This window comes from Novosphingobium percolationis, from assembly GCF_020179425.1.
GTDB lineage: Bacteria > Pseudomonadota > Alphaproteobacteria > Sphingomonadales > Sphingomonadaceae > Novosphingobium > Novosphingobium percolationis.
Map to the genome: position 1 here is coordinate 62520 of NZ_JAILYM010000004.1, position 25891 is coordinate 88410.

27 protein-coding genes and 1 tRNA gene are annotated in these 25891 nt (G+C 67.0%); 24 read left to right on the forward strand and 4 right to left on the reverse strand.

Annotated elements, in window-relative coordinates; all coding sequences use genetic code 11:
* The first annotated feature begins 7 nt into the window (after positions 1-7).
* The gene (locus tag K3A84_RS11595) at positions 8-385 is read left to right on the forward strand and encodes a flagellar export chaperone FliS (protein WP_225009512.1); all 378 of its coding nucleotides are present in this window, start codon (positions 8-10) and stop codon (positions 383-385) included.
* 151 nt (positions 386-536) lie between these two features.
* Here the strand turns inward: K3A84_RS11595 and K3A84_RS11600 are convergent, their stop codons facing one another.
* Positions 537-1568 (reverse strand): chemotaxis protein CheB, encoded by a 1032-nt coding sequence (locus K3A84_RS11600; RefSeq protein WP_225009513.1) that lies wholly within the window; start codon positions 1566-1568, stop codon positions 537-539.
* A gap of 260 nt (positions 1569-1828) precedes the next feature.
* Here K3A84_RS11600 and K3A84_RS11605 point away from each other — a divergent pair, with 260 nt between their 5' ends.
* The 10 genes from K3A84_RS11605 to K3A84_RS11650 are packed head-to-tail and all read left to right on the forward strand — an operon-like array spanning position 1829 to position 10358.
* A complete protein-coding gene (locus K3A84_RS11605) occupies positions 1829-2101 on the forward strand; it encodes an STAS domain-containing protein (RefSeq protein ID WP_225009514.1) in 273 nt (90 codons plus the stop codon).
* Complete coding sequence (locus K3A84_RS11610; protein ID WP_225009515.1) at positions 2098-4293, forward strand: chemotaxis protein CheA; 2196 nt, start codon at positions 2098-2100, stop codon at positions 4291-4293. Before K3A84_RS11605 ends, K3A84_RS11610 begins: the two co-directional genes overlap by 4 nt.
* Positions 4290-5159, forward strand: coding sequence for a CheR family methyltransferase (locus K3A84_RS11615; RefSeq protein WP_225009516.1), 870 nt, complete (start codon positions 4290-4292; stop codon positions 5157-5159). Before K3A84_RS11610 ends, K3A84_RS11615 begins: the two co-directional genes overlap by 4 nt.
* The gene (locus tag K3A84_RS11620; RefSeq protein WP_225009517.1) at positions 5156-6211 is read left to right on the forward strand and encodes a protein-glutamate methylesterase/protein-glutamine glutaminase; all 1056 of its coding nucleotides are present in this window, start codon (positions 5156-5158) and stop codon (positions 6209-6211) included. Before K3A84_RS11615 ends, K3A84_RS11620 begins: the two co-directional genes overlap by 4 nt.
* 10 nt (positions 6212-6221) lie before the next feature.
* Positions 6222-6779 (forward strand): chemotaxis protein CheD, encoded by a 558-nt coding sequence (locus K3A84_RS11625; protein WP_225009862.1) that lies wholly within the window; start codon positions 6222-6224, stop codon positions 6777-6779.
* A gap of 21 nt (positions 6780-6800) precedes the next feature.
* Complete coding sequence (locus tag K3A84_RS11630) at positions 6801-7172, forward strand: response regulator (RefSeq protein WP_225009518.1); 372 nt, start codon at positions 6801-6803, stop codon at positions 7170-7172.
* 25 nt (positions 7173-7197) lie between these two features.
* A complete protein-coding gene (locus tag K3A84_RS11635) occupies positions 7198-7641 on the forward strand; it encodes a chemotaxis protein CheW (RefSeq protein ID WP_225009519.1) in 444 nt (147 codons plus the stop codon).
* A 52-nt stretch (positions 7642-7693) separates the two neighbouring features.
* On the forward strand, positions 7694-7957 hold the full coding sequence (locus K3A84_RS11640) for a hypothetical protein (RefSeq protein WP_225009520.1): 264 nt from the start codon (positions 7694-7696) through the stop codon (positions 7955-7957).
* A gap of 53 nt (positions 7958-8010) precedes the next feature.
* The gene (locus tag K3A84_RS11645) at positions 8011-9900 is read left to right on the forward strand and encodes an ABC-F family ATP-binding cassette domain-containing protein (RefSeq protein WP_225009521.1); all 1890 of its coding nucleotides are present in this window, start codon (positions 8011-8013) and stop codon (positions 9898-9900) included.
* Complete coding sequence (locus K3A84_RS11650) at positions 9897-10358, forward strand: GreA/GreB family elongation factor (RefSeq protein ID WP_225009522.1); 462 nt, start codon at positions 9897-9899, stop codon at positions 10356-10358. The genes K3A84_RS11645 and K3A84_RS11650 overlap by 4 nt, the downstream gene beginning before the upstream one ends.
* A gap of 9 nt (positions 10359-10367) precedes the next feature.
* Here K3A84_RS11650 and uvrC read toward each other — a convergent pair whose 3' ends face one another.
* Positions 10368-12311: an excinuclease ABC subunit UvrC gene (gene uvrC / locus K3A84_RS11655; RefSeq protein WP_225009523.1), complete on the reverse strand. Its 1944-nt coding sequence runs from the start codon at positions 12309-12311 to the stop codon at positions 10368-10370.
* A 93-nt stretch (positions 12312-12404) separates the two neighbouring features.
* On the opposite strand from uvrC, the gene K3A84_RS11660 reads away from it, so the two are divergent.
* Positions 12405-12806 carry a PilZ domain-containing protein gene (locus K3A84_RS11660; protein ID WP_225009524.1) on the forward strand — a complete coding sequence of 134 codons (402 nt, stop codon included), beginning with the start codon at positions 12405-12407 and terminating at the stop codon, positions 12804-12806.
* Between the two features lie 4 nt (positions 12807-12810).
* On the opposite strand, the gene K3A84_RS11665 is transcribed toward K3A84_RS11660, so the two are convergent.
* Entirely contained in the window at positions 12811-15396 is a 2586-nt protein-coding gene (locus K3A84_RS11665; RefSeq protein ID WP_225009525.1) for a porin family protein, read from the reverse strand.
* Positions 15397-15647: 251 nt separating this feature from the next.
* Between K3A84_RS11665 and infA the strand changes: the two genes are divergently transcribed.
* The 10 genes from infA to K3A84_RS11715 all read left to right on the forward strand — a co-directional run bounded on the left by infA (position 15648) and on the right by K3A84_RS11715 (position 21965).
* Positions 15648-15893, forward strand: coding sequence for a translation initiation factor IF-1 (gene infA / locus K3A84_RS11670; RefSeq protein WP_225009526.1), 246 nt, complete (start codon positions 15648-15650; stop codon positions 15891-15893).
* Complete coding sequence (locus K3A84_RS11675; protein WP_404823158.1) at positions 15893-16510, forward strand: Maf family protein; 618 nt, start codon at positions 15893-15895, stop codon at positions 16508-16510. The genes infA and K3A84_RS11675 overlap by 1 nt, the downstream gene beginning before the upstream one ends.
* Positions 16503-17495: a ribonuclease gene (locus K3A84_RS11680; RefSeq protein WP_225009527.1), complete on the forward strand. Its 993-nt coding sequence runs from the start codon at positions 16503-16505 to the stop codon at positions 17493-17495. The genes K3A84_RS11675 and K3A84_RS11680 overlap by 8 nt, the downstream gene beginning before the upstream one ends.
* Positions 17492-17665, forward strand: coding sequence for a DNA gyrase inhibitor YacG (gene yacG, locus K3A84_RS11685; protein WP_225009528.1), 174 nt, complete (start codon positions 17492-17494; stop codon positions 17663-17665). Before K3A84_RS11680 ends, yacG begins: the two co-directional genes overlap by 4 nt.
* A gap of 109 nt (positions 17666-17774) precedes the next feature.
* A tRNA-Phe gene (locus K3A84_RS11690) sits at positions 17775-17850 on the forward strand.
* Between the two features lie 166 nt (positions 17851-18016).
* Positions 18017-19243, forward strand: a complete 1227-nt coding sequence (locus K3A84_RS11695) for a tyrosine-type recombinase/integrase (protein WP_225009529.1) — start codon at positions 18017-18019, stop codon at positions 19241-19243.
* Positions 19244-19516: 273 nt separating this feature from the next.
* Positions 19517-20113, forward strand: a complete 597-nt coding sequence (locus K3A84_RS11700) for a hypothetical protein (protein ID WP_225009530.1) — start codon at positions 19517-19519, stop codon at positions 20111-20113.
* Between the two features lie 100 nt (positions 20114-20213).
* Positions 20214-20381: a helix-turn-helix domain-containing protein gene (locus tag K3A84_RS11705; RefSeq protein WP_225009531.1), complete on the forward strand. Its 168-nt coding sequence runs from the start codon at positions 20214-20216 to the stop codon at positions 20379-20381.
* Between the two features lie 4 nt (positions 20382-20385).
* The gene (locus K3A84_RS11710) at positions 20386-20871 is read left to right on the forward strand and encodes a helix-turn-helix domain-containing protein (RefSeq protein ID WP_225009532.1); all 486 of its coding nucleotides are present in this window, start codon (positions 20386-20388) and stop codon (positions 20869-20871) included.
* Positions 20868-21965 (forward strand): tyrosine-type recombinase/integrase, encoded by a 1098-nt coding sequence (locus tag K3A84_RS11715; RefSeq protein WP_225009533.1) that lies wholly within the window; start codon positions 20868-20870, stop codon positions 21963-21965. Before K3A84_RS11710 ends, K3A84_RS11715 begins: the two co-directional genes overlap by 4 nt.
* A gap of 286 nt (positions 21966-22251) precedes the next feature.
* On the opposite strand, the gene K3A84_RS11720 is transcribed toward K3A84_RS11715, so the two are convergent.
* A complete protein-coding gene (locus K3A84_RS11720) occupies positions 22252-23235 on the reverse strand; it encodes an AraC family transcriptional regulator ligand-binding domain-containing protein (RefSeq protein WP_225009534.1) in 984 nt (327 codons plus the stop codon).
* A gap of 120 nt (positions 23236-23355) precedes the next feature.
* Between K3A84_RS11720 and K3A84_RS11725 the strand changes: the two genes are divergently transcribed.
* Together K3A84_RS11725 and K3A84_RS11730 are read left to right on the forward strand one after the other, a co-directional pair.
* Entirely contained in the window at positions 23356-24984 is a 1629-nt protein-coding gene (locus K3A84_RS11725; protein WP_225009535.1) for an AMP-binding protein, read from the forward strand.
* The gene (locus tag K3A84_RS11730) at positions 24981-25877 is read left to right on the forward strand and encodes an alpha/beta hydrolase (protein ID WP_225009536.1); all 897 of its coding nucleotides are present in this window, start codon (positions 24981-24983) and stop codon (positions 25875-25877) included. Before K3A84_RS11725 ends, K3A84_RS11730 begins: the two co-directional genes overlap by 4 nt.
* Positions 25878-25891: the final 14 nt, after the last annotated feature.

Sequence of the window (25891 nt, forward strand, 5' to 3'; positions counted from 1 at the left end):
CGAAGCCATGCTGCTGCACCGCGATCCCGGCGAAGCGTATCGCCGCGTCGACTTCGACGCGCGGGTCAAGGGCGCGGATTCGCGACAGCTTGTCGACTTGTGCCTCGAACAGCTGACCGGCTCGCTGGGCCGCGCGATCTATGCCGAAGCGCGCGGCGACAATGCCGCCAAGAGCGCCGCGATCACCCGGGCGACCGCTGCGCTGACGGCGCTGCAGATGGGCGTCGATCCTGCCAACCCCACCGGGCAGGCGCTGATCCACCTCTACCAGACCGCGCGCAAGAGCGTGCTCGACAGCGCCGTGCGCTTCGATGCGGCGACGCTGTCCACGATCCGCGCCGACTTCATCGAAATCCGCGCTGCGATGCTTGGCCAGGCCGGCTGACGCCGCCGCCCTTCCCCCGCCCCCGGACAAAAAATGTCCGGAACCGCAAGAAAATGCGGTTCCGGACAGATGGAACGACGCTCAGCAAGGGGGGCTGGAGATCGTCGTCCGGGGTATTCCTTTGCTTGCGACCCGTAAGGGCTTGTGGTCTTCAACTCTGGTTGCAGCTGCCCAGCACCGCCGCACCGATGGCATCGAGCGCGACTTCGCGCTGCGCCGCATCAAGCGCGATCACGGCTTCGGGGGTTTCCGCCACCAGCGCGGTCTTGCGATCCTGCACATAGGTATCGAACCCGCTGTCGCGCATCAGTTTCAGGCCCTTGGCGCCGTCCGCGCCCATCCCGGTCAGCACCGCGCCGACCGAGGGAACCGCGCCGCGCGCGATCGAGCCGAACAGCAGGTTGGCACTGGGCCGCGCGCCTTCGACCGGATCGCGCTGCATCAGGCGCACCTTGGGCGGCTGGCCTGCCTCGACCACCACGTGGCGTTCGGGATCGGCGGCAATGTGGATCGTGCCCTGCGTCAGCGCCGCGCCGTCCTTGGCCGCCCTGACGCTGCATTTCAGGTCGGTGTCGAGCCGCTTGATGAAGGTTTCGACCAGCATCGGCTCAGCCTGGAGGCACACCACTGTCGGCGGGCAGTTCTGCGGGAAGGCCGACAGAATTGTGGTCAGCGCGTCGATCCCGCCCATCGACGCGCTGAACGCGGCGATGCGGCCATTCCATTCGAACACCGCGCCTGCATCGACATGGACGCGCTGCATGTGCTTGCGGTCCTTGACGTTAGAATTGGCGGCGGCGAGCACGATCTTGCCGAGCTTGCCCACCGTCTTGGCGAACTGTTCGGGCGTGGCCTTGAGCGGCTTGGGAAAGCACTCCACCGCGCCCAGCTCGAAGGCCTTGAGCGAGGTTTCGGTGCCCGCCTGCGTCAGCGAGGAGAGCATCACCACCGGCAGCGGATTGGACCCCATGATCTCTTCGAGGAATTCGATCCCGCTCATGCCCGGCATTTCGACGTCGAGCGTGATGACGTTGGGCTTCAGCTCGGCGATCTGGTCGCGTGCATCGGCGGCGTTGGAAGCCGCCCCGACGACCTGCACGTTCTTCGCCTGATCCAGGATGTCGGAAAACAGGGCGCGCATCGCCGCGGAATCATCGACCACCAGAACGCGTGCATCGTGCATGGAGTAACAAGCCCTTGTGCTTCATGTGTCTTGACGGCGCGCATCGAGCGCCTGTGAAACCTTGGGTAGCCTGCGACCGCCCAGCAAATTCCCCCTGCCCGGATAGGTATCTCACCCTAAGCCCGGGGCAAGCCGCCCTTTGCCGCTTGGTCGCTAGGCCCATCCTTCGAAATGCCCGCCAAGCGCTGGCCGACTCCGCCGGAAGCGGGGCCAGGACAGCGCGCGGCAGGCGATGGTTTCGCGAAGGGGAAAGTGCACCCATGCCGACGTTCACCCTGCCTTCCCGGTGCGACCGGGCCGCCGCCGAGGCGCTGCTGCCCGAAATGGTCGCCGCGCTCGGCACCGGCGCGCTGCACATCGACGCGCGCGAATGCACCCAGATCGGACAGGCGATGCTGCAGGTGCTGGTCAGCGCCCGCCACACCGGCGAGGGCGCTGTGATCGAGGCTTCGGCCAGCCTTCGCGATACCGCGCGCCAGTTCGGGCTTGAGGCCGAACTGTTCGATGGCGACGGCCGGGGGGGCGCGCTGTGACCGCCGAGGAAATCCAGGCGATCTTCTTCGCCGAATGCGAGGAATCGCTCGCCGCCGCTGAACAGGGCCTCGCCGCGTGCAAGGCCGGCACGCACGATGCCGACACCGTCAACGCGGTGTTTCGGGGCGTCCATTCGATCAAGGGCGGCGCCGGCGCGTTCGGTTATGCCGCGCTGCAGGGCTTCACCCATACCTTCGAGACGCTGCTGTCCGACGTGCGCGACGGCAGCGTGGAGATCACCCAGCCGCTGGTCGACCTGCTGCTGCGCGCGCTCGATACGTTGAGCGACCACGTCACCGCCGCGCGCGGCCAGGGCGAAACGCCCGATGACGCTTCGTTGCAGGCCGAGCTGACCGCCGCGATGGCAGCCAACGCGGGCGGCCACGCCCCGGCGCACGTTGATGAAGCCCCCGCCCCAGCCGAGGAACCCGCCCCTGCGGCATCCTCGTCCGATGACGACTTCGGCTTCGACTTCGATTCGATGCTCGACGACATCGCCGGGGCGATCGGCAGTCCGGCAGGCGAAGGTGCGAGCGAAGCGGAAGCCGCGCCGGAAAAGCTCTGGCTGTTCAAGGTCCGCCCCCATGCAGGCGCGATGCGCAACGGCAGCGAACCGCTGCTGATGCTGCGCGAGATGATCGCACTGGGCGGCGCCTGCATCGAATGCGATGTCGATGCGGTCCCCGCGCTCGATACGCTCGATCCGGGCACGGGATATCTTGGCTGGACGTTCGGCTTCCCGCCCGAAGCGACTGAGGATTCGGTGCGCGAGATCTTCGACTTCGTCGGCGACGAATGCGGCACGGCCTGCGGCGAAGGCGCGCCGATGCCCGCGGTACAGTTCCCTGCGCCCCGCCAGGCGGCGCCGACACCGACCGCCGCGCCCGCGCCGCAACCTGCGCCGATGGTCGCGCCGACCGCCGCCGCCACAGCAGCCCCCGCCGCCCCCGCAGAAGAAGCTCCGGCGACCAGCGCTGCGCAGCAGGCCAGCGTCCCCGCGCCGCCCGCGCCCGGCCAGTCGATCCGCATCGAACTGGGCAAGCTCGACAAGCTGATCGACGCGGTCGGCGAACTGGTGATCGCGCAGGCCATGATGGCGCAGCGCCTTGCCGGCGATGGCCTTGCCGTGTCCGAGGAACTGGCCGTGCTCGAAGGCCTGACCCGCGATATCCAGGAATCGGCCATGGCGATCCGCGCCCAGCCGATCGGATCGGTGTTCAGCCGCGTGCCGCGCATCCTGCGCGAACTGACCGCCAGCACCGGCAAGCACGTCCGCCTCGAAGTCTCGGGCGAAAGCACGGAACTCGACAAGACCGTGATCGAACGACTCGGCGAACCGCTGACCCACCTGATCCGCAACGCGGTCGACCACGGCATCGAAGGCGCGGAAGAACGCATCGCCTCGGGCAAGTCCGCCGAAGGCACGCTGACGCTGTCGGCCGAGCATCGTTCGGGTCGCATCCTCATCCGCATCGCCGACGACGGGCGCGGCATCAACCGCGAACGCGTGCTGCAGAAGGCGATCGAAAAGGGCCTCGTCGCCCCCGATGTGCAGCTTTCCAAGGAAGAGATCGACGCGCTGATCTTCGCGCCCGGCTTCTCCACGGCGCAGCAGATCTCGAACATTTCGGGACGCGGCGTGGGCATGGACGTTGTGCGCCAGAACGTGAAGGATCTGGGCGGGCGCATCACCATCGAATCCGAACAGGGCACCGGCACCACCTTCACCCTCACCCTGCCGCTCACGCTCGCCATTTCGGACGGCATGATCGTCAATGTCGGCGACCAGACGCTCGTCGTGCCGCTGGCCAACGTCGTCGAAAGCCTGCGTCCCGAACCCAGCGACGTGCAGGGCCTCGGCGCCTCGCGCGCGATGATCAACGTGCGCGGTCGCTTCATCCCCGTGGTCCCGCTGCATCTGGCGGTGGGCGCGCGCGGCGCGGTCGAGAGCGCGCAGGAAGGCGTGCTGATCGTGGTCGAGACCGAGCGCGCCGGGCGCGCGGCGCTGCTGGTCGATGCGATCTGCGACCAGCGCCAGGTCGTGATCAAGAGCCTCGACACGCATTATCGCTCGGTCGAGGGCGTGGCGGGCGCGACCATCCTTGGCGACGGGCGCGTGGCGTTGATCGTCGATGTCGACGGCCTCGTTTCGCGCTCGCTGTCGGGCCTGCCGCTGGCGGAGGCGGCGTGAACCTGCAGACCGCCTTTGCCGAATCGCTGCCGGGCATCAGCCCCGACGTGTACGGTCCCGCCGATTTTCAGGCGGTCAGCGAACTCGCGCACCGCGAGGCCGGGATCGTGCTGCCGCCTGGCAAGGCGATGCTGGTCTATTCGCGCCTCGCCCCGCTGGTGCGCGCCACCGGCTGCCAGACGTTCGGCGCCTACATCCTGCGCCTGCGCGAAGACGCGACGGAACGCAGCAGAGCGATCTGCGCGCTGACCACCAACCACACCTTCTTCTACCGGGAATCCCACCACTTCGAACACTTCGAGCATGACGTGCGCCCCGCGCTGCTCTCGCGGCTGGAACGCGGCGACAAGGTGCGGCTGTGGTCGGCGGGCTGCTCCAGCGGCGAGGAGACCTGGTCGCTGCTGATGACGCTGCTCGGTCCCGACCGCAGCGCCGGGACCGCCATCGCGCGGCGCGACGTGCGCCTGCTCGCCAGCGACATCGCCACCCACGCCATCGCCAAGGCCGAGGCCGGGACGTATCGCGCCGAGGACCTCAAGCCCGTGCCCGAACCGCTGCGCCGCACCTGGACGCAGGTGTCGGGCGACGATGCCGTGATCGCACCCGAAGTGCGTGGCCTCGCCCGGTTCCGCACGCTCAACCTGCTCGGCGACTGGCCGATGCAGGGCAAGTTCGACGTGATCTTCTGCCGTAACGTGATGATCTACTTCGACAACCCGACCAAGGAGCGCCTGGTCGCACGCTTCGCCCAGATGCTGGCGCATGGCGGCTGGCTCTACATCGGCCACAGCGAGCGGGTCAGCGGCCCGGCGCTGGCCGAGCTGGCCCCGATGGGCCCCACGATCTACCGGAGGAATGCGGCATGACCATTCGCGTCGTCATCGTCGAGGATTCGCCCACCATGCGCGCGATCCTGATGAGCCGTCTGGCCAAGGAGCCGGACATCGAAGTCGTCGCCGCCGCCGCCAATGCCGCAGAAGGGCGGCAGGTGATCCGCGAGCTGGACCCTGATGTGGTCACGCTCGACGTGGAAATGCCCGGCATGAACGGCCTCGATTTCCTTGAAAAGATCATGCAGTTGCGTCCGACGCCGGTCATCATCGTCTCCGGCTCGACGCAGAAGGGCGCGGAAACCACCGCCCGCGCGCTCGCCTTGGGCGCGGTCGATTGCTACGCCAAGAGCGAGAACAGCACCGGCCTGCCGATGGACGACAACGGCAAGCTGGCCACGATGATCCGCGAAGCGTCCAAGGTGCAGTTCTCCGGCCGTTCCGCCGCCACGCCGCCGACCCCGCAATCGCGCAGCGCGGTGCAGCGCGTTGCCAGCGAGGCGCGCAGTTCGATCCGCGAGCGTCCGCGCGTCATCGCCATCGGCTCGTCCACCGGCGGGGTCGAAGCGCTGCAGATCCTGCTGGGGGGCTTTCCCGAAAACTGCCCCCCGACGCTGGTGGTGCAGCACATCAACGCACGCTTCGCCCCTGCAGTGGCGCGCACGCTCGATGGCTCGTGTCCGCCCAGGATCATGGTCGCCGAACCCGACATGCCGCTCAAGGATGGCCACGTCTACATCGCGCCGGGCGACGAGCGGCACCTCGCCGTGGGCGGCACGTCCACGCTGATCGCCAAGCTGCGGCGGGGCGAGCCGGTCTCGGGCCACCTGCCCAGCGTCGACGTGCTGTTCGGCTCGGTCGCCGAAGCGGTCGGCGCGCGCTCGGTCGGCATCCTGCTGACCGGCATGGGCAGCGACGGCGCACGCGGTCTGCTCGCCATGGCGCAGAAGGGCGCGCACACGATCGCGCAGGACGAAGCCACCTGCACCGTGTTCGGCATGCCGCGCGCGGCAATCTCGCTCGGCGCGGCAGGCGTGATCGCGCCGATCAGTCACATCGCGCGCCACGCGCTGACCAAGGCGGCCTGACGCCATGGTCATGGAACGCGCCATCGCAGCCGCGCCGCAGCGCGCCGTGGACCGGATCACGGTGATGCAGGGCCAGGCGCTCGCCACCGGCGATGCGGCGACGGAATATTCGACAGTGCTCGGATCGTGCGTCGCCACTTGCCTTTACGATCCCGATGCGCGGGTCGGCGGCATGAACCATTTTCTGCTGTCGGAACCGCCCGCGGGGTGCGGCAATGCCACGGTGGACGAGCATTACGGCGTCTACCTGATGGAGCTGCTGGTCAACACCATGCTGGGCAAGGGTGCACGCAAGAGCCGCCTGAAGGCGCACCTCTATGGTGGAGCCAACGTCAACCGCAACATGATGCGCATCGGCACCGCCAATGCCGAGTTCGCGCGCGCCTTCCTCAGCCGCGAAGGCATCGAGCTGATGCGCGAGGATCTGGGCGGCACCTGCGCCCGCCGCGTCGATTTCCGCCCGGCCTCCGGCCAGGTGCGCTGCCGCACGGTCGAGGATCGCCTCGCGCCGCCCGTCCACCCCACCAGCCGCCCGGACAAGTCCACCGGCGACGTCGAACTGTTCTGATTCAGCAAGCGAGCCCGACCCATGAGCAACACCACCCGCATCCTGACCGTAGACGACAGCCCGTCCATGCGCGCGCTGCTCAACCACGCCCTCACCACGCAAGGCTTCGATGTCTCCCAGGCCGAGGACGGCATCGCCGCGCTCGACTGGCTGGCGCTGAACGAGGTCGACGTCGTGATCACCGACATCAACATGCCGCGGCTCGACGGCTTCGGCCTGATCGAGCGCCTGCGCGAAGGCAGCCGCCATCGCGACCGCCCCATCCTCGTGCTGACCACCGAAAGCAGCGAGGAAAAGAAGGCCCGCGCCCGCGCCGCCGGGGCCACCGGCTGGATCGTCAAGCCGTTCGATCCGCAAAAGCTCGTCGCCGCCGTGCGCCGCGTCGCGCATTGACCCATTCCACAAGGAGGACCGCGCCATGATCCGTGAACTCATCACCTTCGAGGTCGAAGGGCAGGTGTTCGGGCTCGACATCATGTCGATCCGCGAGATCCGCGCCTGGACGCCGACCACGCGCCTGCCGCGCGTGCCGCACTATGTCGCGGGCGTCGTCAACCTGCGCGGCACGGTGCTGCCCGTGGTCGATCTGGCCGCCCGTCTCGGCTGGTCCGCGACCGAGCCGACGCCGCGCCACGCGATCATCGTCACCCAGCTCGGCGCACAGGTCGGCGGCTGGATCGTCGATTCGGTCAGCGACATCGTGACCGTGCCCAGCGAAGCGATGCAGCCGCCCCCGCCCACCGCCGGGAACGACACGGTGGTGCCCTTCCTCGAAGGCCTTGCCGCGATCGAGGATCAGATGGTGATGGTGCTCAACCTGCAGGCGCTGAGCGATGGCGCACAGCTCGCCGAGGCGGCCTGAGGCTGCCGAATCCGCACGTTCCGCCCACCCCTGTTCGCGGGAGACCATGCCCATGGCCAACCAGGCCACCCACCGCCAGATCGCGGTGGTGCTCGAGGAACTGGCGCAGGAAGTCGAAGCGCTCGGCGCGAAGCTGTGCACCGACATGGACATCGCCATGCGGCACATGGATTCGCTCCAGGGCATCGACTTGATCGCCCAGAAGCAGCGCTCGCTCGCCGCGCTGCTCGAAGCCGACTGCCCGATGGAGCAGGTGGAAAAGATCGCGATCGACGTGCTTCGCGAACGGATGCGGATGCTCGGCACGGCGCATTGATGGCGCCATCCTCGCTGTTTCCCCCCGGAGCAAAAATGCTCTAGGGGCGCGCGATGCTTTCGATCCAGTCCCTTACCGTGCGCCTTGGCGGGCGCGACATTCTTTCTCGCGCTTCTGCCGCCATCCCGCCCCGGGGCAAGGTCGGCCTGATCGGCCGCAACGGCGCGGGCAAGTCCACGCTGATGAAGGCGCTGATCGGCCAGATCGAGCCCGACGAGGGCGAGATCGAGATGCCGCGCGGCACGCGCCTCGGCTACATCGCGCAGGAAGCACCCGCTGGCGACGCCACCCCGTTCGATACCGTGCTCGCCGCCGACAAGGAGCGCACCGCGCTGCTGGAAGAGGCCGAGACCTGCACAGAACCGCACCGCCTGGGTGACGTGCATGACCGGCTGATCGCCATCGACGCCTATACCGCCCCTGCGCGCGCCGCGCGCATCCTCTCAGGGCTGGGCTTTGATGAAGGCATGCAGGGCCAGCCGCTCGACAGCTTCTCGGGCGGGTGGAAGATGCGCGTGGCGCTGGCAGCGCTGCTGTTCAGCCAGCCCGACGTGCTGCTGCTCGACGAACCGTCGAACCACCTCGATCTGGAAGCCACGCTGTGGCTGGAGAACTTCCTCAAGTCCTATCCCGCCACGCTGCTGATCATCAGCCACGAACGCGACCTGCTGAACACCGTGTGCGACCACATCCTGCACCTGCAGGGCGGCAAGGTGACGCTCTATCCCGGCGGCTACGACAGCTTCGAACGCCAGCGCGCCGAACGCGCCGCGCAAGTCGCCGCCGCGCGCGCCGCGCAGGAAGCGCAGGCCGACCGCCTGAAGGACTACATCGCCCGCAACAGCGCGCGCGCTTCCACCGCCAAGCAGGCGCAGTCGCGCGCCAAGATGCTGGCCAAGATGCAGCCGATCGCGGCGCTGATGGAAGATCCCAGCCTGCGCTTCGACTTCCCCGATCCGGAGGAACTGCGCCCACCGCTGATCACGCTTGATCTGGCCGCCGTGGGCTATGCCGAAACGCCGATCCTGCGCCGCCTCAACTTGCGCATCGATCCCGACGATCGCGTCGCGCTGCTGGGCCGCAACGGCAACGGCAAAACCACGCTCGCCCGCCTGCTCGCCGCGCAGCTGACGCCGATGGAAGGCGCGATGAACGCCGCGGGCAAGATGCAGATCGGCTATTTCACGCAGTACCAGGTGGAAGAACTGGCGGGCGATGCCACCCCGCTCGAACACATGACCCGCGCCATGCCGGGCAAGACGCCCGCCGCCGTGCGCGCGCAGCTGGGCCGCTTCGGCTTTTCCGGGCCCCACGCCACGGCGCAAGTCGGCACGCTGTCGGGCGGCGAACGCGCCCGCCTCGCGCTGGCGCTCGTCACGCGCGATGCGCCGCACATGCTCATCCTCGACGAGCCGACCAACCACCTCGATGTCGATGCGCGCGAGGCGCTGGTGCAGGCGCTCAACGCCTACAAGGGCGCGGTCCTGCTGATCAGCCATGATCGCCACATGGTCGAACTGACCGCCGACCGGCTGGTGCTGGTGGACGAGGGTACCGCGCGCGAATTCAGCGGATCGATGGAGGACTACATCGACTTCGTGCTGGGCCGGAACCAGCCGAAGCAGGACGGCGGCTCCACTGGCAAGGGCGGCGGTGGCGGCAAGCAGGATCGCCGCGCCAGTGCGCAGCTGCGCGAACAGCTCAAGGGCCTCAAGAAGACCGTGACCGACGCCGAGGCCCGCGTGAACAAGCTTCAGGCCGAGCTGAGCGAGCTGGACCGGGCAATGTTCGAGCCGGGCAGCGTCAAAGGCGATCTGGCCAAGCTGACGATGGGCCAGCTCTCCGAACGCCGCGGACGCAAGGCGAGCGAGCTGGAACACGCCGAGGCCGCGTGGCTCGAAGCGAGCGAAGCCTATGAGCTGGCGCAAGAGGCAGCGGCGTGAGCGTCGCCTTCCGCCGCGACGGCGACGAAGAGCACCTTGAACCCAAGTTCGAAGTGCCGATCCCGCCCGGCCCCAACCGCGTGACCCCAGCGGGGCTGGCGCTGATCGAGCAGCGCATCGCACACTTCGAGGCGCTGGCGGCCAGTGAAACCGACGAAACCGCACTGGCCGCCGCCAGGCGCGACTTGCGCTACTGGAAAGCCCGGCGCGCAAGCGCTGAGGTGATGCCGCCTGCAGATGGCAATATCGTCGCCTTCGGCACCCGCGTCACCTTCCGCGTTGGCGGGCAGGAGCGGACCATCGCCATCGTCGGCCACGACGAGGCCGACACCGCCAGCGGCAAGGTCGCCTTCACCGCCCCGCTGCCGCGCGCGATGATGGACGCCGAGGCGGGCGAACGGGTCGACTTCAACGGCAAGGCCGAAGCAATCGAGATCGTCAGCGTCGAACCGCTCTGAGGCCGCCCGTCACCCGCCCGGGTGGTAGAAGTCGTAGACCGCCTGCGCCACCGCCGCGCTGACACCGGGCGCGCGTTGCAGGTCTTCGAGGCTGGCCGCGCGCACCTTCCCCGCCGTGCCGAAATGCAGCAGCAGCGCGCGCTTGCGCGCCGGACCGATGCCGGGAATCTCGTCAAGCGGACTCGCCGTGATCGCCCGGCTGCGCTTTTCGCGGTGCGCGCCGATGGCGAAGCGGTGGACTTCATCGCGCAGGCGCTGGAGGTGGAACAGCACCGGCGAATTGACAGGCAGCATCTTTTCGCGCCCGTCGGGGAAGTGGAACACCTCGCGCCCCTCGCGCCCGTGGTGCGGGCCCTTGGCGATGGCGATCAGCGGCACGTCCTCGACGCCCAGTTCCTCCAGCGTCTCGCGCACCGCGGTCATCTGCCCCTTGCCGCCATCGATCAGCACCAGATCGGGCCACATCCCGCCTTCGCGGTCCGGGTCTTCCTCCTGCGCGCGGGCGAAGCGGCGACGCATGACTTCGCGCATCATGCCGAAATCGTCGTTGGTCTGCGCCGTCTTGATGTTCCACTTGCGATACTGGCCCTTGAGGAAGCCCTCCGGTCCCGCGACGACCATCGCGCCCAGCGCGTTGGTGCCCTGGATATGGCTGTTGTCGTAGATCTCGACCCGCTGCGGCACTTCGGCCAGTTCGAGGAACTCGGCCATCTCGCGGTTGACGCGGGCCTTGGTCCCGCTTTCGGCCATGCGGCGTTCGAGCGCCTCGACCGCGTTGCGGCTGGCCTGCTCCATCAGGCGGCGGCGGTCGCCGCGCTGCGGCACCGAAATCTCGACCTTGCCCCCCGCCGGGCCGGACAGCGCCTCGGCTAGAAGGTCGGCCTCGCCCAGCTCGCGATCGACAAGGATAAGGCGCGGCGGCGGCACTTCCTCGTAGAACTGCGCAAGGAACGCGGTCAGCACTTCGTCCTCGCTCAATCCTTCGGTGTGGCTGGGGAAGAACGCGCGGTGCCCCCAGTTCTGGCCGCCGCGAATGAAGAAGGCCTGCACCCCCACCTGCCCGCCCTGCACCGCCATCGCGAAGACATCGGCATTGCCCACGCCTTCGGCGTTGATCGCCTGGCTGCCCTGGATGAAGGTGGCGGCGCGCAGCCGGTCGCGCAGCATGGCCGCGCGCTCGAAATCGAGCGCCTCGGCGGCCTCGGCCATCTGCACCTCGATCTCCTTCTGCACCGCGCCGGACTTGCCGCCGAGGAAGTCCTTGGCCTGCCGCACCAGCTCGCCATAGCCTTCGGGCGTGATGCGGTCGACGCACGGGGCGGAGCAGCGCTTGATCTGGTAGAGCAGGCAGGGCCGATCGCGCCGCGCCATGAAGCCATCGTTGCAGCTGCGCAGCAGGAACAGCTTCTGCAGCGCGTTGATCGTGGTGTTGACGCTGCCGGCACTGGCGAAGGGGCCGTAATAGTCTCCCTTCGCCTTGCGCGCGCCGCGATGCTTCATCAGGCGCGGATAGGCGTGGTCCGACCGAAGCAGGATGAACGGGAACGATTTGTCGTCGCGCAGCAGGACGTTGTAGGGCGGGCGATAGCGTTTGATCAGCTGCGCTTCGAGCAGCAGCGCTTCGGCCTCCGAATTGGTGGTGACAATCGTCATAGACCGCGTCTGGCTGACCATGCGCCGCAGCCGGTTCGACAGGCGATCGACCTGGGTATAGTTCGCCACGCGGTTCTTCAGCGCGCGCGCCTTGCCCACGTAGAGCACGTCGCCGCGCGCATCCTGCATCCGGTAAACGCCGGGCTTGGGCTTCAGCGTCTGCACCACCTCGCGGATCGCGGCGACGCCCGCCTCGATGTCGGGCCGTTCCGCACCGCGCACGGCATACGTCGCCTTGTCCTCGTTGAAACGGTCGGCGGCATCAGGAGTGGCAGGGGTTCCGGCAGGAGTACGCGACATGGCTTGCGAGATAGGCGCGGACGCCCTGATACGCAAACCACCGGATGCCCGGACGATCCCTTATGCAACCGGAGCGCGCGCAAGCAGGGCAGCATGTCCGCCCCGTTCGTTCCGCCCCATTCCCCGACCAGCCAGTCCCAGACCGGCCGTCGCGCCGATGCGCGGGTGCGGCTCGGCCCCGGGCTGCCCTGCACCCTGGTCACCTTGCGCGGCACGATGATGGGCCGGGTGGAGGACGTTTCGCGCACCGGCGCGCGGATCGCGCTGTCCGGCACGCCGCCGCTAGGGGCGGAAGGCGTGCTGACCATCCAGGATGTCGAAACCTTCGGCGAAGTCGTGTGGCACCGCGCCGGGCGCGTCGGCTTCCGCTTCGACGAAAAGCTGCCGCTGGAAAGCGTCGTCCGCCTGCGCCATTTCGCCGATGATTACGACGGCCACGAGGAACAGCGCCGCCTGCGCATCGCGCAGGAGTTCGTGACCGGACGCAGGGTGTGACGCGCTAGAACTGCTTGCGGAACTCCAGCTTGAAGACGCGTCCCGCCGGATCGAGGTAGCCCGACTGATAGCGCAGCGGCACCTGCCCGTTTCCGTCGGTCACGCGCTGCTGCGCATCGAACACGTTGTCCACGCCCAGCGACAGCCGCGCGCCCTTGAAGAACGGCGTCTTGTCGGCCAGCCCCGGCACGCGGCCAAGATCGGCGAACAGGCGCATATTGAACGTCGCGATCGGCGCGAAATCGAGCCGCGTAGCCCCCGGCGCGCCGCTCGCATTCACATGCGTCCCCCCGGTGTAGGTGCCGTTCAGCCGCAGCCCGAAGCCGCGATAGAAGCCGCCGCCTTCCAGCTGCAGCGAATGGCGCGCCACCCCGCCGCCCGAAACCGCATCGCCATCGAGCAGGTTGAGAACCGTTCCGCCCTGCACGATCTGGACGGTATTGGTGAACTGGATGGTGTGGGTCAGCGACAGGTTCCAGCGCCCGCGCCCGTCGCTGCCGCCCCCGCCCGGGCCGCCGCGCATCCCGCCACGCCCGAACCCGCCACCCGGAGGAGGACCACCCGCGCCCATGCCACCACTTGGGCCACCGGGCGGAGGACCGCCCATGCCGCCCATCATGCCGCGAAAGCCACCACCGCGCCGCTGCGCCATCGCCGGGTCCGGCTTGCCGAAGTTGCCGGACAGGTTGATGCCCCAGCGCAAGCGGCTGCTCTTTTCCTCCGCGAACGTCACCGGGCTCTGATCGACCGAGACGATGCGCCCGCTGGCATCGCGCACCACGCGCCCCGGGAACGCGGCCTCGACCTCGCTGGTCAGCAGCGGAAAGGCGTTGGTGGTGTTGGTCGAACGGTTGCGGAAATATTCGACCACCAGCGATGAATTCTTCAGGAACGGCAGGTCCCAGTTGGCCGCCAGCTTGATGTCGCGCTGCTGTTCCTTCTTCAGTGCGGGATTGCCGCCGCTGATGACATTGGCCAGCACCGTCTCGCCGCGCGTGAAATCGTAGAGCGTCACGCCCTGCGTCAGCGTCGTCGGCGCGCCGAGATCGGACAGCCCCGGCGCGGCCTGCGTGGCGATATAGCTCGCCGACAGCGACAGCTTCTCGGTCGGCCCCCACGTCAGCCCCGCGCCATAGTTGGCCAGCGTGCCGAAGTCCGAAAGCTGGTGAACCTCGCCGTTGAGGTTGAGCGACAGGTCGCCCACCCCTGCGCCGAAGTTCTCGCGCCGGCTGGTGATCGGCAGGTCGAGGCTGAACCCCGCCTGCGCATCGCCCCGGTTGAGCGCGGTCGCCCCCGCCAGCGTGCGCGTATCGGTCGATCGCAGCCCCGAATAGGCATAGCCCGCCTTGACCGTCAGCGAAGCCTCGCCGCCCGGCAGGCGCAGCGGCTGGCCGCTGAGCGTGGCAAGCGACGTCGCGCTGTTGGTGACGCTGTGCGCGCGGTCCGGGCCGAGGCCCACCACCGCATCGGCCGGGATCGCGCCGTTCGCGGCAAAGACGCCCGCATTGACCAGCGCCTGCAAGCCCGAAAGATCGGCGCGCGTGTCGATCGTGCTGTCGCTGACGACGTGGCTGCCGTCAGCCGTGACCGAAAGCTGCCACGCGCCCAGCGGCTTGTTCAACCCCGCGCCCAGCGACACGGTGGTCGTGCGCTTGCGCGTGGTCAGCGCGCGTGGATCGAGCAGCGTGCGGGCATAGGCCGTGCCATCGGCCGGATCGGTCAGCGTCACGGCGTTCAGGCCGTTGAGGCTCGTCGCCGTGTCGCGTTGCGCCAGCGCATTGAGCGTCAGCCCCGCCCCGCCGCCCAGCGGCTTGGCCCACGTGGCGTTGAGCTGCGCGCTGGTGGTGTCCGACAGCAGCGTGCGATAGTCGGCGGCAGCGGGATCGCCGCTCACGCCAATGCCCGCGCCAGTGGCTTGCGCGATGCCGCGCTCGGCCTCGGTCAGCGGGCTCTGTTTCTCGTAAGAGCCGGTCACGTTCAGCCGCGCGCCCTTGTCGATGCGCGCCAGCGTCGTCTCCTGCTTCCAGCTGGTATAGCCACCCGCCCCCGGCAGGTTCACGTCGCTTTCGCTGCCAAAGCTGCGGAAGTTGTCCTTAAGGATGAAGTTCACCACGCGCTGGTCGGGGCGATAGCCGAATTTCAGCGCCACTTCCTCGGGCAGCACTTCCACGCGGCGGATCGCCTCGGGCGGAAGGCCGCGCATTTCGCGGAAGCTCGATATGCGCATGCCGTTGAGCAGGATCACCGGCGCGCCATCGCCGCGCCCGCGTCCCGATCCGGTCTGCGGGGCCAGCGCCGCCAGCAATTCCTGGATCGAACCCGCCCCGTACGAAGCGATCGCCTCTTCATCGAGCGTGACCAGCGGCGGCTGCGCGGCAGAGACCTGCCCCTTCAGCCGCGTCGCCACCACCAGGATGTCGCCGTCCACGTCGTCCAGCCCGTCGCCATTGCTGTCGACCGGGATCGCCTCGCCGTTGACCGAGACGGGCGGCTGCGCCTCCTGCGGCACGCCCTGCGGCTGTTCGGCAGCCACGGCAACGGCGGGGAGGATCAGCGCAACCAGCGCGGCGGAAGGAATCGTTCGGATCATGCGTCTGCTTCGGGCAAGGGATCGGTCATGGGGCGATAACGCCAAGGCTGGCCTTGCGCTCCCGCCGGAACAACGGGCGAATGGTATCATTTTGTCGCATCGCAGCATGACGGGCAGCATGAAACGCCAAAGAATCGCGCGCTCTTTTCTTTTGGCGCCGCAATCGCTATGCGCGCGGCGCGCGGGGTTCGAGGCCCTGCATCGTTTCCGGTTTCCAGCAGACTTCCAGCGAAAGGCGTCCGACCCCGCCCATGGCGAAAGAAGAACTCCTAGAGATGCGTGGCACGGTGGTCGAACTCCTGCCCAACGCGATGTTCCGCGTGAAGCTGGAGAACGATCACGAAGTTCTCGGCCACACCGCGGGCAAGATGCGCAAGAACCGCATCCGCGTGCTGGTGGGCGACGAAGTGCTGGTCGAACTGACGCCCTACGATCTCACCAAGGGGCGCATCACCTACCGCTTCATGCCCGGCCGCGGCGGCCCCGGCGGCTTCTGATCGCAAACCTGTCCTCGCCAGCCGCCCCCCGGTCTCCGATCGGGCCCCCGCTGGTTCTCGCCTCGGCCAGCCCGCGCCGCCTCGAACTGCTCGCGCGTCTGGGGATCAAGCCCGACCGCGTCCTCGCCACCGATATCGACGAAAGCCCGCTCAGCCGCGAAATCCCGCGCGCCCATGCGGTGCGCCTTGCCGCCGAAAAGGCGCGCGCCGCCGCCGCGCTGGCCCCTGACGGGCTGATCCTCGCCGGGGACACGGTGGTCGGCGTCGGCCGCCGCATCCTGCCCAAGGCCGAGGACGAAGCGACCGCGCGGGCGTGCCTGTCGCTGCTTTCGGGCCGCCGCCATCGCGTGTTCTCGGCCATCGCGCTGCTCGGCCCCGACGGCCACTTGCGCGAAGCCCTGAGCGAGACGATCGTCCGCTTCAAGCGCCTCTCCGATGCCGAGATCGACGCCTACATCGCGGGCGGCGAATGGCACGGCAAGGCCGGCGGCTATGCCATTCAGGGCAGCGCCGAAGGTTTCTGCGACTGGCTGTCGGGCAGCCACTCGGGCGTCGTCGGCCTGCCCCTGTTCGAAACGCGCCGCCTGCTGCGCGCCGCCGGGGTCGCGCTTGCCTGAATGGCTCCATGAAGCCGGGATCGGCGAAGAACGCGCGATCCTGGTCGAAGGCGCCACGATCCTCGCCGCGCGGATCGACTGGGGCGAGCCCTTGCGCCCCGGCCACGTCGCCATGGCGCGAATCACGCGCCGCATCGCGGGCACGCGGCGCGGCTTCGCCCGGTTTTCCGATGGCACCGAAACGCAGGTCGACAGTCTCCCGCCCGAAGCGACAGAGGGGCGCGAAATCCGCCTGCGCGTGACCCGCGCCGCGATTGCCGAAAAGGGTCGCACCAAGCTGCCGCAGGCGCGCCCCGCCGGACCGGATGAAGCTGAACGCCCCGCCCCGACCCTGCTCGAAGCCCTGCGCGGCGAAGGCCACCCGGTGCGCGCGCTGCGCGTCACCGACCGCGATTTCGACCGGGCAGGCTGGCACGAACTGGTCGAGGAAGCCTTCTCGGGCGAAGTCGCATTCGCAGGCGGCAGCCTCGCCATCAGCCCCACCCCGGCGATGACGCTGATCGACATCGACGGACCGCCGCCGCTCCCCGCACTGTGCCTCGCCGCCGTCCCCGCCATCGCCGCGGCGCTGCCCCGGCTCGACATCGGCGGCTCGATCGGCATCGACTTTCCGACGCTCCCCGAAAAGAAGGACCGACAGGCTGTCGACACGGCGCTGGCGGACGCGCTCGGCGCGTGGAAGGCCGAACGCACCGCGATGAACGGCTATGGCTTCGTCCAGCTGGTCGCGCGGCTGGAACGCCCATCGTTGCCCGCCCGCTTCGCCCGCGATCCGCTCGGCGCCGCCGCACGCATCCTGCTGCGCCAGGCCGAGCGCGTCGCCGAACCCGGCGTGCTCCACCTTGCCGCGCACCCCGCCGTGCTGCGCGCGATCACGCCCGCATGGGAAGTCGAACTGGTCCGCCGCACCGGGCGCCAGGTGGTGCGCGACGAACGGCCAGCCCTTGCCCTCGCCGCCGGATTCGCGCAGGCGCTGGCGTCATGACCACCAGCCCCGCCCCCAAGACCCGGCGCTGCCCGATCTGCGGCAAACCCCGCAGCGAAGCGCACTCCCCGTTCTGCTCGCCCCGCTGCCGCGACCGCGACCTCGTGCGCTGGCTGGACGACGGCTACGCCATTCCCGGCCCGCCCGCCGACATCGACGAAGACCAGTAGACATCAGCGCAAAAAATCTTGGCAGCGGGGCTGGACAAGCCCGCCCCCGTTCGCCATAGGCGCGCTTCCAATCGACAGCCGCCGCCTTCCAGGCCGCGGCCGACGCGATGCCCGGGTAGCTCAGTTGGTAGAGCACGTGACTGAAAATCACGGTGTCGGCGGTTCGACTCCGTCCCCGGGCACCATTGGCCTGTCCGCAAATGACCGCCAATGATTGAAAAATCCGCAGAAATCCGCCATATTGCACGTCGGCTTTACCGCTGGCGTCCGGCATTGATCGCCCATAGTGGGTTGATCGTGGGGGCCTTTGCGGGGGCCTTGTGAAAACGCCTTATCTGAAAGGCCCCCACGATGCCCCTAAGCGATGCTGCAATCCGCGCCCTGAAGCCCCGCGACAAGGATTATCGCGTAGCGGATGAAAAGGGCCTCTATCTTCAGATTTCACCATCCGGCGGACGGCTCTGGCGGTTGAAGTACCGGACCCCGACCGGCACGGAAAAGAAGCTGGCTTTTGGGGCCTATCCTGAAGTCTCGCTGAAAGCTGCACGCGATCTGCGAGATGCCGCTCGCAAGCTGCTGGCCAGCGGCATCGATCCGGCAGAGAAGAAAAAGCAGGATCGCCACGCCGCCAAGGTTAGCGCCGCCAACTCGTTCGTGGTCGTCGCGCAGCGCTACATCGCCAAGTGCAAACGCGAGGGCCGCGCCGAAGCCACCACCACGAAGCAGGAATGGCTGCTGAAGTTGTTAGATCGTGCCATCGGTCAACGCCCCGTCTCGGAGATCCAGCCGTTCGAAATGCTGGAAGCGGTACGCAAGCACGAGACGACCGGGCGCACCGAAGCCGCGCACCGGGCCTTGCAATTCGCCAGCCAGGTATTTCGCTTCGCCATCGCCAACCAGCTGGCCGCATCCGACCCGACCCGCGACCTTCGGGGTGCATTGACCAGTCACAAGTCGAAGCACCACGCCGCCATCCTTGAACCGCGCAAGGCCGGTGAACTGTTGCGCGCGATCGACGGCTATGATGGCCATCCGGTGACGCGCCTTGCCCTGCAACTGGCAGCGCTCGTTTTCGTGCGCCCGGGCGAACTGCGGCACGCCGAATGGTCGGAGATCGACGAGGACGCGGCGGTATGGCGGATTCCGGCGGACAAGATGAAGGCCCGCGCCGAACACGTCGTTCCCTTGTCGCGCCAAGCACTGGACATTTTGAAGCAAATCCGCGCCCTGACGGGGGACGGGCAATTCGTGTTCCCGTCAATCCGCACCCACCTGCGCCCGATGTCGGAAAACACCATCAACGCCGCGCTTCGTCGGATGGGCTATGCCAGCGATGAAATGACCGGCCACGGATTCCGCGCGATGGCCAGCACGCTGTTGAACGAGTCTGGCAAGTGGTCACCTGACGCCATCGAGCGGGCGCTGGCACACAAGGACAAGGATGCGGTCCGTGCTGCCTATCATCGCGGCGCACACTGGCAGGAGCGCGTCGATATGGCGCAATGGTGGGCGGATTTTCTCGATACGCTTAGGACGGGTGCGGACATTCTTGTCTTGCCGAAACATCAAGCGAGGTGACGCGACAACAGATTCCAGTCGGGCGAATAAACCGACGGCCCCCTTGTAGTGTTGATACTGGTGGAAACGTCGCCGTTCGCCCTTGTGCGCTGACGCCCAATTCAACACGATGGCGTCATGCACTCTCCCCAACGTGCCGCCGACGCATCTAAGCAGCTTGATAAGCCCCGCGAATGGATAGCTTCACGCGAAGCGCTACGCCTTGTGAGCGAGGCTTATGCGCGTCACGACGTTGCGGAATATGCGTCCAAGGAGACACAGCAGCGCGCAGCTATGACCAGAGCAGCCGATGCACTGATGCGTCGGCTAACCGAAGGAACATTGCTGGCCAGCCCTGTATGGTTCCGCTTTGTCCAAGGGAACCGCAACGGTGGCGAAGAACAGATTTTCCATCCGCAAGAGTATGTCAGGACGATCGATCCGTATTTCTGGCGCACCTTGCAACGCTTGCGGACCGTTGCGACCGTCGACTGGATTGCTGGCGATTTCGCGTTCGACGACGATGATGCGGGATACTACGCCACAGGGTCGGCGACGGGCGTAAAGTTTGATCGATCTGGGCTTCCCGCGATTGATGTCCTGACATCAACGCCCCGCGCGAGCGCAGGCGGCGCACCGCGAAAATGGGACTGGGACGGGGCATTGCTCCATCTGGCCGCAATTGCGCATGGTAGCCGGGACGGCCTGTTTCGTGACGACGGCAAAGATCCAAATCAATCGGACATCGCCCGCCACCTGCGCGCGTGGTTCATCGATACCCAGGACAATGCGCCCGAAAGCAGCCAACTGCGCGACTATGGCAAACGCTTCGTCGCCGAGCTTAATGCAATCAAACTGCAAACTGCCAATAACTCCGCAGCCACAGAGTAATTGGCAGTTTCTGGCGGTTCTTGGCCGCCCCGCTGCCCCGATCCGCTGATGTTCCATTGAACCCGCTGGCACCCGCCCCGGGCCAAATGGAGCAACACCCATGGAACGCCTCACCAACTCGATCAATGAAACCGCACGCACGCTGAGCGTGGGCCGCACCACCATCTATACGATGATCGCCGACGGGCGGCTGGAAGTCATCAAGCTGGGTCGCCGCACGCTGGTGAAGACGGAATCGATCCGCCGTCTGGTGGCGGGGCAGGAGTAGTCCGGTGCCCGCACGCCGGGTCAACCCCAACCGGGTGAAGATGCACCGGACCTACAGCGTGCCGGAGCTGGCGGGCTGTCTGGAAGTCCACAAGAACACCGTCCGCCACTGGCAACAGGCGGGGCTGGAACCGATCGACAAGGTCCGCCCGCTTCTGTTCCACGGCGAAACGGTGCGACGCTTCCTGACGGCTCGCAACCGCGACCGCAAACAGTCCTGCGGGTTGGGCCAGATGTATTGCCTGCGCTGCCGCGCCCCGCGCGAACCGGCGTTGGGAATGGTCGATTACGTGGCGCTGAAGGCCACCAGCGGCAACCTTCGCGGCATCTGCGACACTTGTGGAACCGTCATGCACCGCAGCGCGCGGCGCGACGATCTGGGCCGCATCATGCCCGGTCTGACGGTGCAATTCGTGGAAGCACCAGAACGCCTAAGTGGGCGCGGTTCCCCTTCCCTGAATTGTGACTTCGGCAAGCGAGGCGACAAATGACCAAACACAATGCCCAAAACGAACGGGTGAAGCGGGAATACCTGCTGTTCCTGAAGGAAGCGAAGGGGCGCGACGAGGCGACGATCGACCGCGTGGCGAAGTCGCTGGCCCGCTTCGAGGACTCCACCGGGCGCAAGGACTTCCGCAAGTTCCACCGCGAACAGGCGATGGCGTTCAAGCGCCGCATGGCCGAAGCACGCAACGCCCGCACCGGCGAGAACTTGAGCAAGGCGACGGTGCATTCGACGCTGTCCGACCTGAAGGTGTTCTTCGAATGGCTGTCGCGCGAGCCGGGCTTCAAGCAGAAGATCGCGTGGTCCGACGCGGACTATTTCAGCCTGAGCGAGAAGGAGACCGCCATCGCCCGCGCGCATAGGGAAAAGGCGGTGCCGTCGATCGAACAGGTGCAGCGCGTGCTGGAGACCATGCCGACCGCCACCGCGATCGAACGGCGCGACCGGGCGCTGGTGGCCTGCGCCGCGCTGACGGCGGCACGCGTCAATGCGCTGGCGTCATTCCGGTTGGGCCACGTCGATCTGGCGGGGGGATGGATCGAACAGGACGCACGGCTGGTCCGCACGAAGTTCGCCAAGACGTTCCGCACCTACTTCATGCCGGTGATCGACGGTACGCAATACATTCTGGCGGACTGGGTGCGCGAACTGCGCGAAGATCATCTGCGTGGCCCCGGTGACTACCTGTTCCCGTCCACCGAAATGGGCATCGGGGAAGGGGGCGGTTTCCAGCCGAAAGGATTGAGCCGCACGGGCTGGACCACCACCAACCCGATCCGCGACGTGTTCAAGCGGGCCTTCGCCGGGGCGGACCTGCCCTATTTCAACCCGCACACCTTCCGCGATATGCTGGTGCGCCACGCGATGGCGATGGACCTGACGCCCGAACAGATGAAGGCGTGGTCGCAAAACCTTGGCCATGAAAAGGTGCTGACGACGTTCACCAGCTATGGCCAGGTATCGGTGCATAGGCAGGGCGAATTGATCCGCACGCGCACTTCGACGAGGAAGCATCAGTCCGACGAACAAATTGCCGCGCTCGAAACCCTCCTGGCAACGCTGCGAAGGCAATCGGACTAGCGCCTTCAGAAAATCCGGTAGGTCACAACTGCAGCTCGCACAAACAGAGCGGCCGTTCTCGGCACTCAAGACGATCCCTGATACCTGCCCTATGTTCATCGCGTACCCGCGTGGGTGCGATCGACTGTCCTTGGGACTTTTCTGCCGATCGCCGCCGCTTCTGGGCAAGTCCGGTTACGACGAAACTTGCCATTCGTGTAGTAGCGTTACCCATCTTTCCTATACTTGGGCTTGCGCGCGCTCCGGAATGGCGACTCTAGGGCAACGCCGGAGATAGCTGCCGCAGTTACCCGCGCAGCCGGATGCCCATCTTCGCACTGAGAAATCGGCTGGCTGCGGAAGTTTCGCTGTAGCCTAGGCGGAACGCGAGTTCGGACAGGTTGGGATGGGCGTTGCTGTTCGTGTAATCTTGGACGATCCGCTTGCGTACCCGCTCGACGAGACGGTTGTAGCTTTGTCCCTGCGCTGAAAGACGGCGCTGCAAAGTCCGCAAATTCATGTTCAGCGCCGCGGCCACTTGCTCCAGCGCCGCATCTCCGGACGAAAGGTTGGTAGACACGATGCGCTCGACCTGGTGCACGAGGTCTTCGGGCCATTGGGCCGATGACGACGCCAGGTGACGTTCGAGGTATGCCAGCATATGCGCGTTGCCAGCACCGGTTTCCCGGGTAAGGTCCGCCTTGCTGACCACCAGCGCGTTGCGCTCGGCGCCAAACTCGATCGGGCAGCGAAACAGGTCGTGATGCTGCCTCAACGACTTGGGTGCGGGGTGCTGGAACTCCATCTTCACGGGCGACCAGGTTTGGCCAAGAATGAGCCGCCCGACGATCATGGACAGTGCGGCCGTGGCTTCCAGAAACTGCGCCCCCCCGAAGCGGGCTTCGACGAGCAGGATGGAACTGAGGTAGACCTCGTCGCCGAACTCTTCGGAGCGCGTCGCCAGGGCGCCGCTTTCAAGATGCAGATACTGCTGGTTGACCCTGATCGCCTCACTGAACGTAGGGCAATGATCCCACAGCAGGCTCAACGGGCCGTAGCCGCGCATATTTCCCCATGCAGCAAAGGCGATGCCGAGGTCGGACCTGCCGGAAACCGCAGAGCAAACCTGTAGCAGATCAACAATGCCGTGCGCGGGAATCCGTTCGGATTGCGCCGCCGCAGCGACGATCGCTCCTAGGTCCGGATCGAGAATGCTTTGCAGAGGCAGGCCGACGGCCTGAGCAAATCGTACGAACTGCCGGACGGCACCGGCATCGGCCATTGTCTGCATAGCTGCACACCTGTCGCAAATTGATAATTCATTGTCATATTTTGCAAAGAAGACGTCCGTCAATCGGTTACAATTCCCTCCAGCACAAGGCCCGCCGAGGCTGCGGCGATGGAGAAGAGGATGGCGACGCAAACCGGTGCGCTCCGCACGCTGGCATTGTCGGCTGGCGAGATCGACGTTCCGTTGATCGAGTATGGCATCGGGGAGGCTGTTGCGCGCGCCGCAACACTCTGGCCGTCCGAGGATGCACTGGTGTCGTGCCATGAGGGCATCCGGCTGACGTTCGGCGAGCTTGACCGGCGGGTCAGCCAGTTGGCGGCGGGCCTGCGCAAGCTCGGGCTGAATCGCGGTGACCGGGTCGCCGTTTGGGCGCCCACCTGCGCTGCATGGACACTGCTGCAATTCGCAACCGCGCGTGCCGGTCTGGTGTTCGTGACATTCAATACGGCCTATCGCCGGGTTGAACTGGAACACGTGCTCAACCTTTCCGGAGCCCGGGCCATCGTCATGGCCCCGGGATTCAAGGACATTGATTATGCCGCCGAACTGGCGGGCATAGACGCGCCCGAGCTGGAGTTTCGCGTGTGGCTCGGCGACGTGCCGCCCAGCGGCTACCTGGCGTTCACCGAGCTTCCGTCATCGGACCTCACCTGGCTGGACGGCGTCGCGCCCGATGCCTGTGAACCGGTCAACATCCAGTTTACCAGCGGCACCACCGGGCGACCGAAGGGAGTCACGCTCACCCACCGGAACATCCTCAACAACGGCGCGGACGTCGGACGCAGGGCCGGTATAGGCAGCGGCGACCGGGTCTGCGTCCCCGTCCCGCTGTACCATTGCTTCGGCATGGTGATGGCCAATCTCGCCTGTATCGCCAGCGGTGCGACCATGGTCTATCCCGCGCCCGGTTTTGACGCCGAGGCGAGCCTTGCCGCGATCGAGGCCGAACGCTGCACCCATTGCTACGGCGTGCCGACGATGTTCATCGCCATGCTTTCGGCGCTGGACCGGCAGGACCGCGACCTGGCTTCGCTTCGCGGCGGGATCATGGCCGGAACGACTTGTCCCGTCGAAGTGATGCGGCGGGTCATGGATCGTATGCATATGCGCGACGTGACCATCGCGTATGGCATGACCGAAACCAGCCCGGTCAGCACCCAGACCTCTGCCAACGATCCGATCAGCGTGCGCGTGGAGACTGTCGGCCAGGTGATGCCCCACATCGAGATCAAGATCGTGGACGGGCTGGGCGAGACGGTGGCGCGCGGCACCCAAGGCGAGCTGTGCACGCGCGGTTATTCCGTGATGGCGGGCTACTGGAACGATCCCGACGCGACCGCCAAGGCTGTGGACCGCGATGGCTTCATGCATTCGGGCGACCTCGCCGTGATGGACGAGGCGGGCTACGTCCGGATCACCGGCCGGGCGAAGGACATGATCATCCGCGGCGGCGAGAACATCTCGCCGCGCGAGATCGAGGAGTACCTCTACCGCCATGCCGAGATCGTAGATGTCGCGGTCATAGGCGTGCCTGACCAGCAATTTGGCGAGATCGTCTGCGCCTGGGTCGTGACCGCAGCAGGGTCCACCATCGACGCGGACCAGATCCGGGCATTCTGCCGCGGCCAGCTCGCGCACTACAAAGTTCCGGCGATCGTCCGACTGGTCGATCAATTGCCCATGACGGCCTCCGGGAAAGTCCAGAAATTCGTGATGCGGCAGGCGATGGCTGCCGAGGAGGCTCTGTGAGTAATGTAAACATTGATCCCGAGATGGCCGATCTGGCCGAAGCCTTGTCGGCCCCGGGCCTGCCGTCGATCACCAACAGCCCGCCCGACGTCATGCGGGCCGTGCTGTCGCAAGTCTCGCCGACAGGCGGCCCCGACATGCACAGCGTGGCCGACGCCTGCATTGCAGGTGTTTCCGTCCGCGACTATCGCCCCAGCGCGAGGCCGCGCGCGACCATCCTGTTCATTCACGGCGGCGGGTGGGTCGTCGGCTCGGTTGCCGATTACGACAGCTTCGCCCGGACCCTGGCCGCACGGACCGGGTGCCGCGTGGTATCGGTCGAGTACCGCCTCGCCCCCGAACACCCCTTTCCTGCGGCCGTGGAAGACGTGTGCGCCGTCTACCGGGAGCTGTCGCCGGATGGCCCCCTCTTTGTGGGCGGCGACAGCGCCGGGGGCAACCTGTCTGCCGTGCTGGCGCAGGTGGACCGCGACAGCGGCGGTGGGCGTCTCGCCGGCCAGATCCTGATCTATCCCTCGGTCGCGGGCGATACCGACACCGAGGCGATGCGAGCCTTCGCCCCGCCCTTCATGGGACTGGAAGAGATCAGCGCCTTCTACGATCTCTACGTGCCCGATCGCGGTCAGCGCGCCGACCCGCGGTTCGCGCCGGCGCGCGGCGTTCTGGTAGGGCTTGTACCCGCTTTGGTTATCACAGCAGGGGCCGACCTTCTCGCGGCGGAAGCGCAAGACTACGCTTGCGCGCTTGCTCAGGCCGGGTGCGATGTCACCACGCATCATCAGGACGGAGCGCCTCACGCCTACCTGACGCTGGCGCCCGCATCATCTGCGGCCGATGCCACGCTCGCCCAGATCGCGCGCTTCATCGACCGGCATTCGTCCCAATCCCAGTAACGATCGCAATCCAG

Coding starts and splice junctions, on each gene's coding strand:
- K3A84_RS11595 (WP_225009512.1), top strand. CDS start 8: ATGCTGCTGCACCGCGATCCCGGCGAAGCGTATCGCCGCGTCGACTTC.
- K3A84_RS11640 (WP_225009520.1), top strand. CDS start 7,694: ATGGCCAACCAGGCCACCCACCGCCAGATCGCGGTGGTGCTCGAGGAA.
- yacG (WP_225009528.1), top strand. CDS start 17,492: ATGACCACCAGCCCCGCCCCCAAGACCCGGCGCTGCCCGATCTGCGGC.
- K3A84_RS11695 (WP_225009529.1), top strand. CDS start 18,017: ATGCCCCTAAGCGATGCTGCAATCCGCGCCCTGAAGCCCCGCGACAAG.
- K3A84_RS11700 (WP_225009530.1), top strand. CDS start 19,517: ATGACCAGAGCAGCCGATGCACTGATGCGTCGGCTAACCGAAGGAACA.
- K3A84_RS11725 (WP_225009535.1), top strand. CDS start 23,356: ATGGCGACGCAAACCGGTGCGCTCCGCACGCTGGCATTGTCGGCTGGC.
- K3A84_RS11715 (WP_225009533.1), top strand. CDS start 20,868: ATGACCAAACACAATGCCCAAAACGAACGGGTGAAGCGGGAATACCTG.
- K3A84_RS11630 (WP_225009518.1), top strand. CDS start 6,801: ATGAGCAACACCACCCGCATCCTGACCGTAGACGACAGCCCGTCCATG.
- K3A84_RS11660 (WP_225009524.1), top strand. CDS start 12,405: ATGTCCGCCCCGTTCGTTCCGCCCCATTCCCCGACCAGCCAGTCCCAG.
- K3A84_RS11635 (WP_225009519.1), top strand. CDS start 7,198: ATGATCCGTGAACTCATCACCTTCGAGGTCGAAGGGCAGGTGTTCGGG.
- K3A84_RS11620 (WP_225009517.1), top strand. CDS start 5,156: ATGACCATTCGCGTCGTCATCGTCGAGGATTCGCCCACCATGCGCGCG.
- K3A84_RS11625 (WP_225009862.1), top strand. CDS start 6,222: ATGGAACGCGCCATCGCAGCCGCGCCGCAGCGCGCCGTGGACCGGATC.
- K3A84_RS11605 (WP_225009514.1), top strand. CDS start 1,829: ATGCCGACGTTCACCCTGCCTTCCCGGTGCGACCGGGCCGCCGCCGAG.
- K3A84_RS11705 (WP_225009531.1), top strand. CDS start 20,214: ATGGAACGCCTCACCAACTCGATCAATGAAACCGCACGCACGCTGAGC.
- K3A84_RS11665 (WP_225009525.1), bottom strand. CDS start 15,396: ATGATCCGAACGATTCCTTCCGCCGCGCTGGTTGCGCTGATCCTCCCC.
- K3A84_RS11720 (WP_225009534.1), bottom strand. CDS start 23,235: ATGCAGACAATGGCCGATGCCGGTGCCGTCCGGCAGTTCGTACGATTT.
- infA (WP_225009526.1), top strand. CDS start 15,648: ATGGCGAAAGAAGAACTCCTAGAGATGCGTGGCACGGTGGTCGAACTC.
- K3A84_RS11645 (WP_225009521.1), top strand. CDS start 8,011: ATGCTTTCGATCCAGTCCCTTACCGTGCGCCTTGGCGGGCGCGACATT.
- uvrC (WP_225009523.1), bottom strand. CDS start 12,311: ATGTCGCGTACTCCTGCCGGAACCCCTGCCACTCCTGATGCCGCCGAC.
- K3A84_RS11600 (WP_225009513.1), bottom strand. CDS start 1,568: ATGCACGATGCACGCGTTCTGGTGGTCGATGATTCCGCGGCGATGCGC.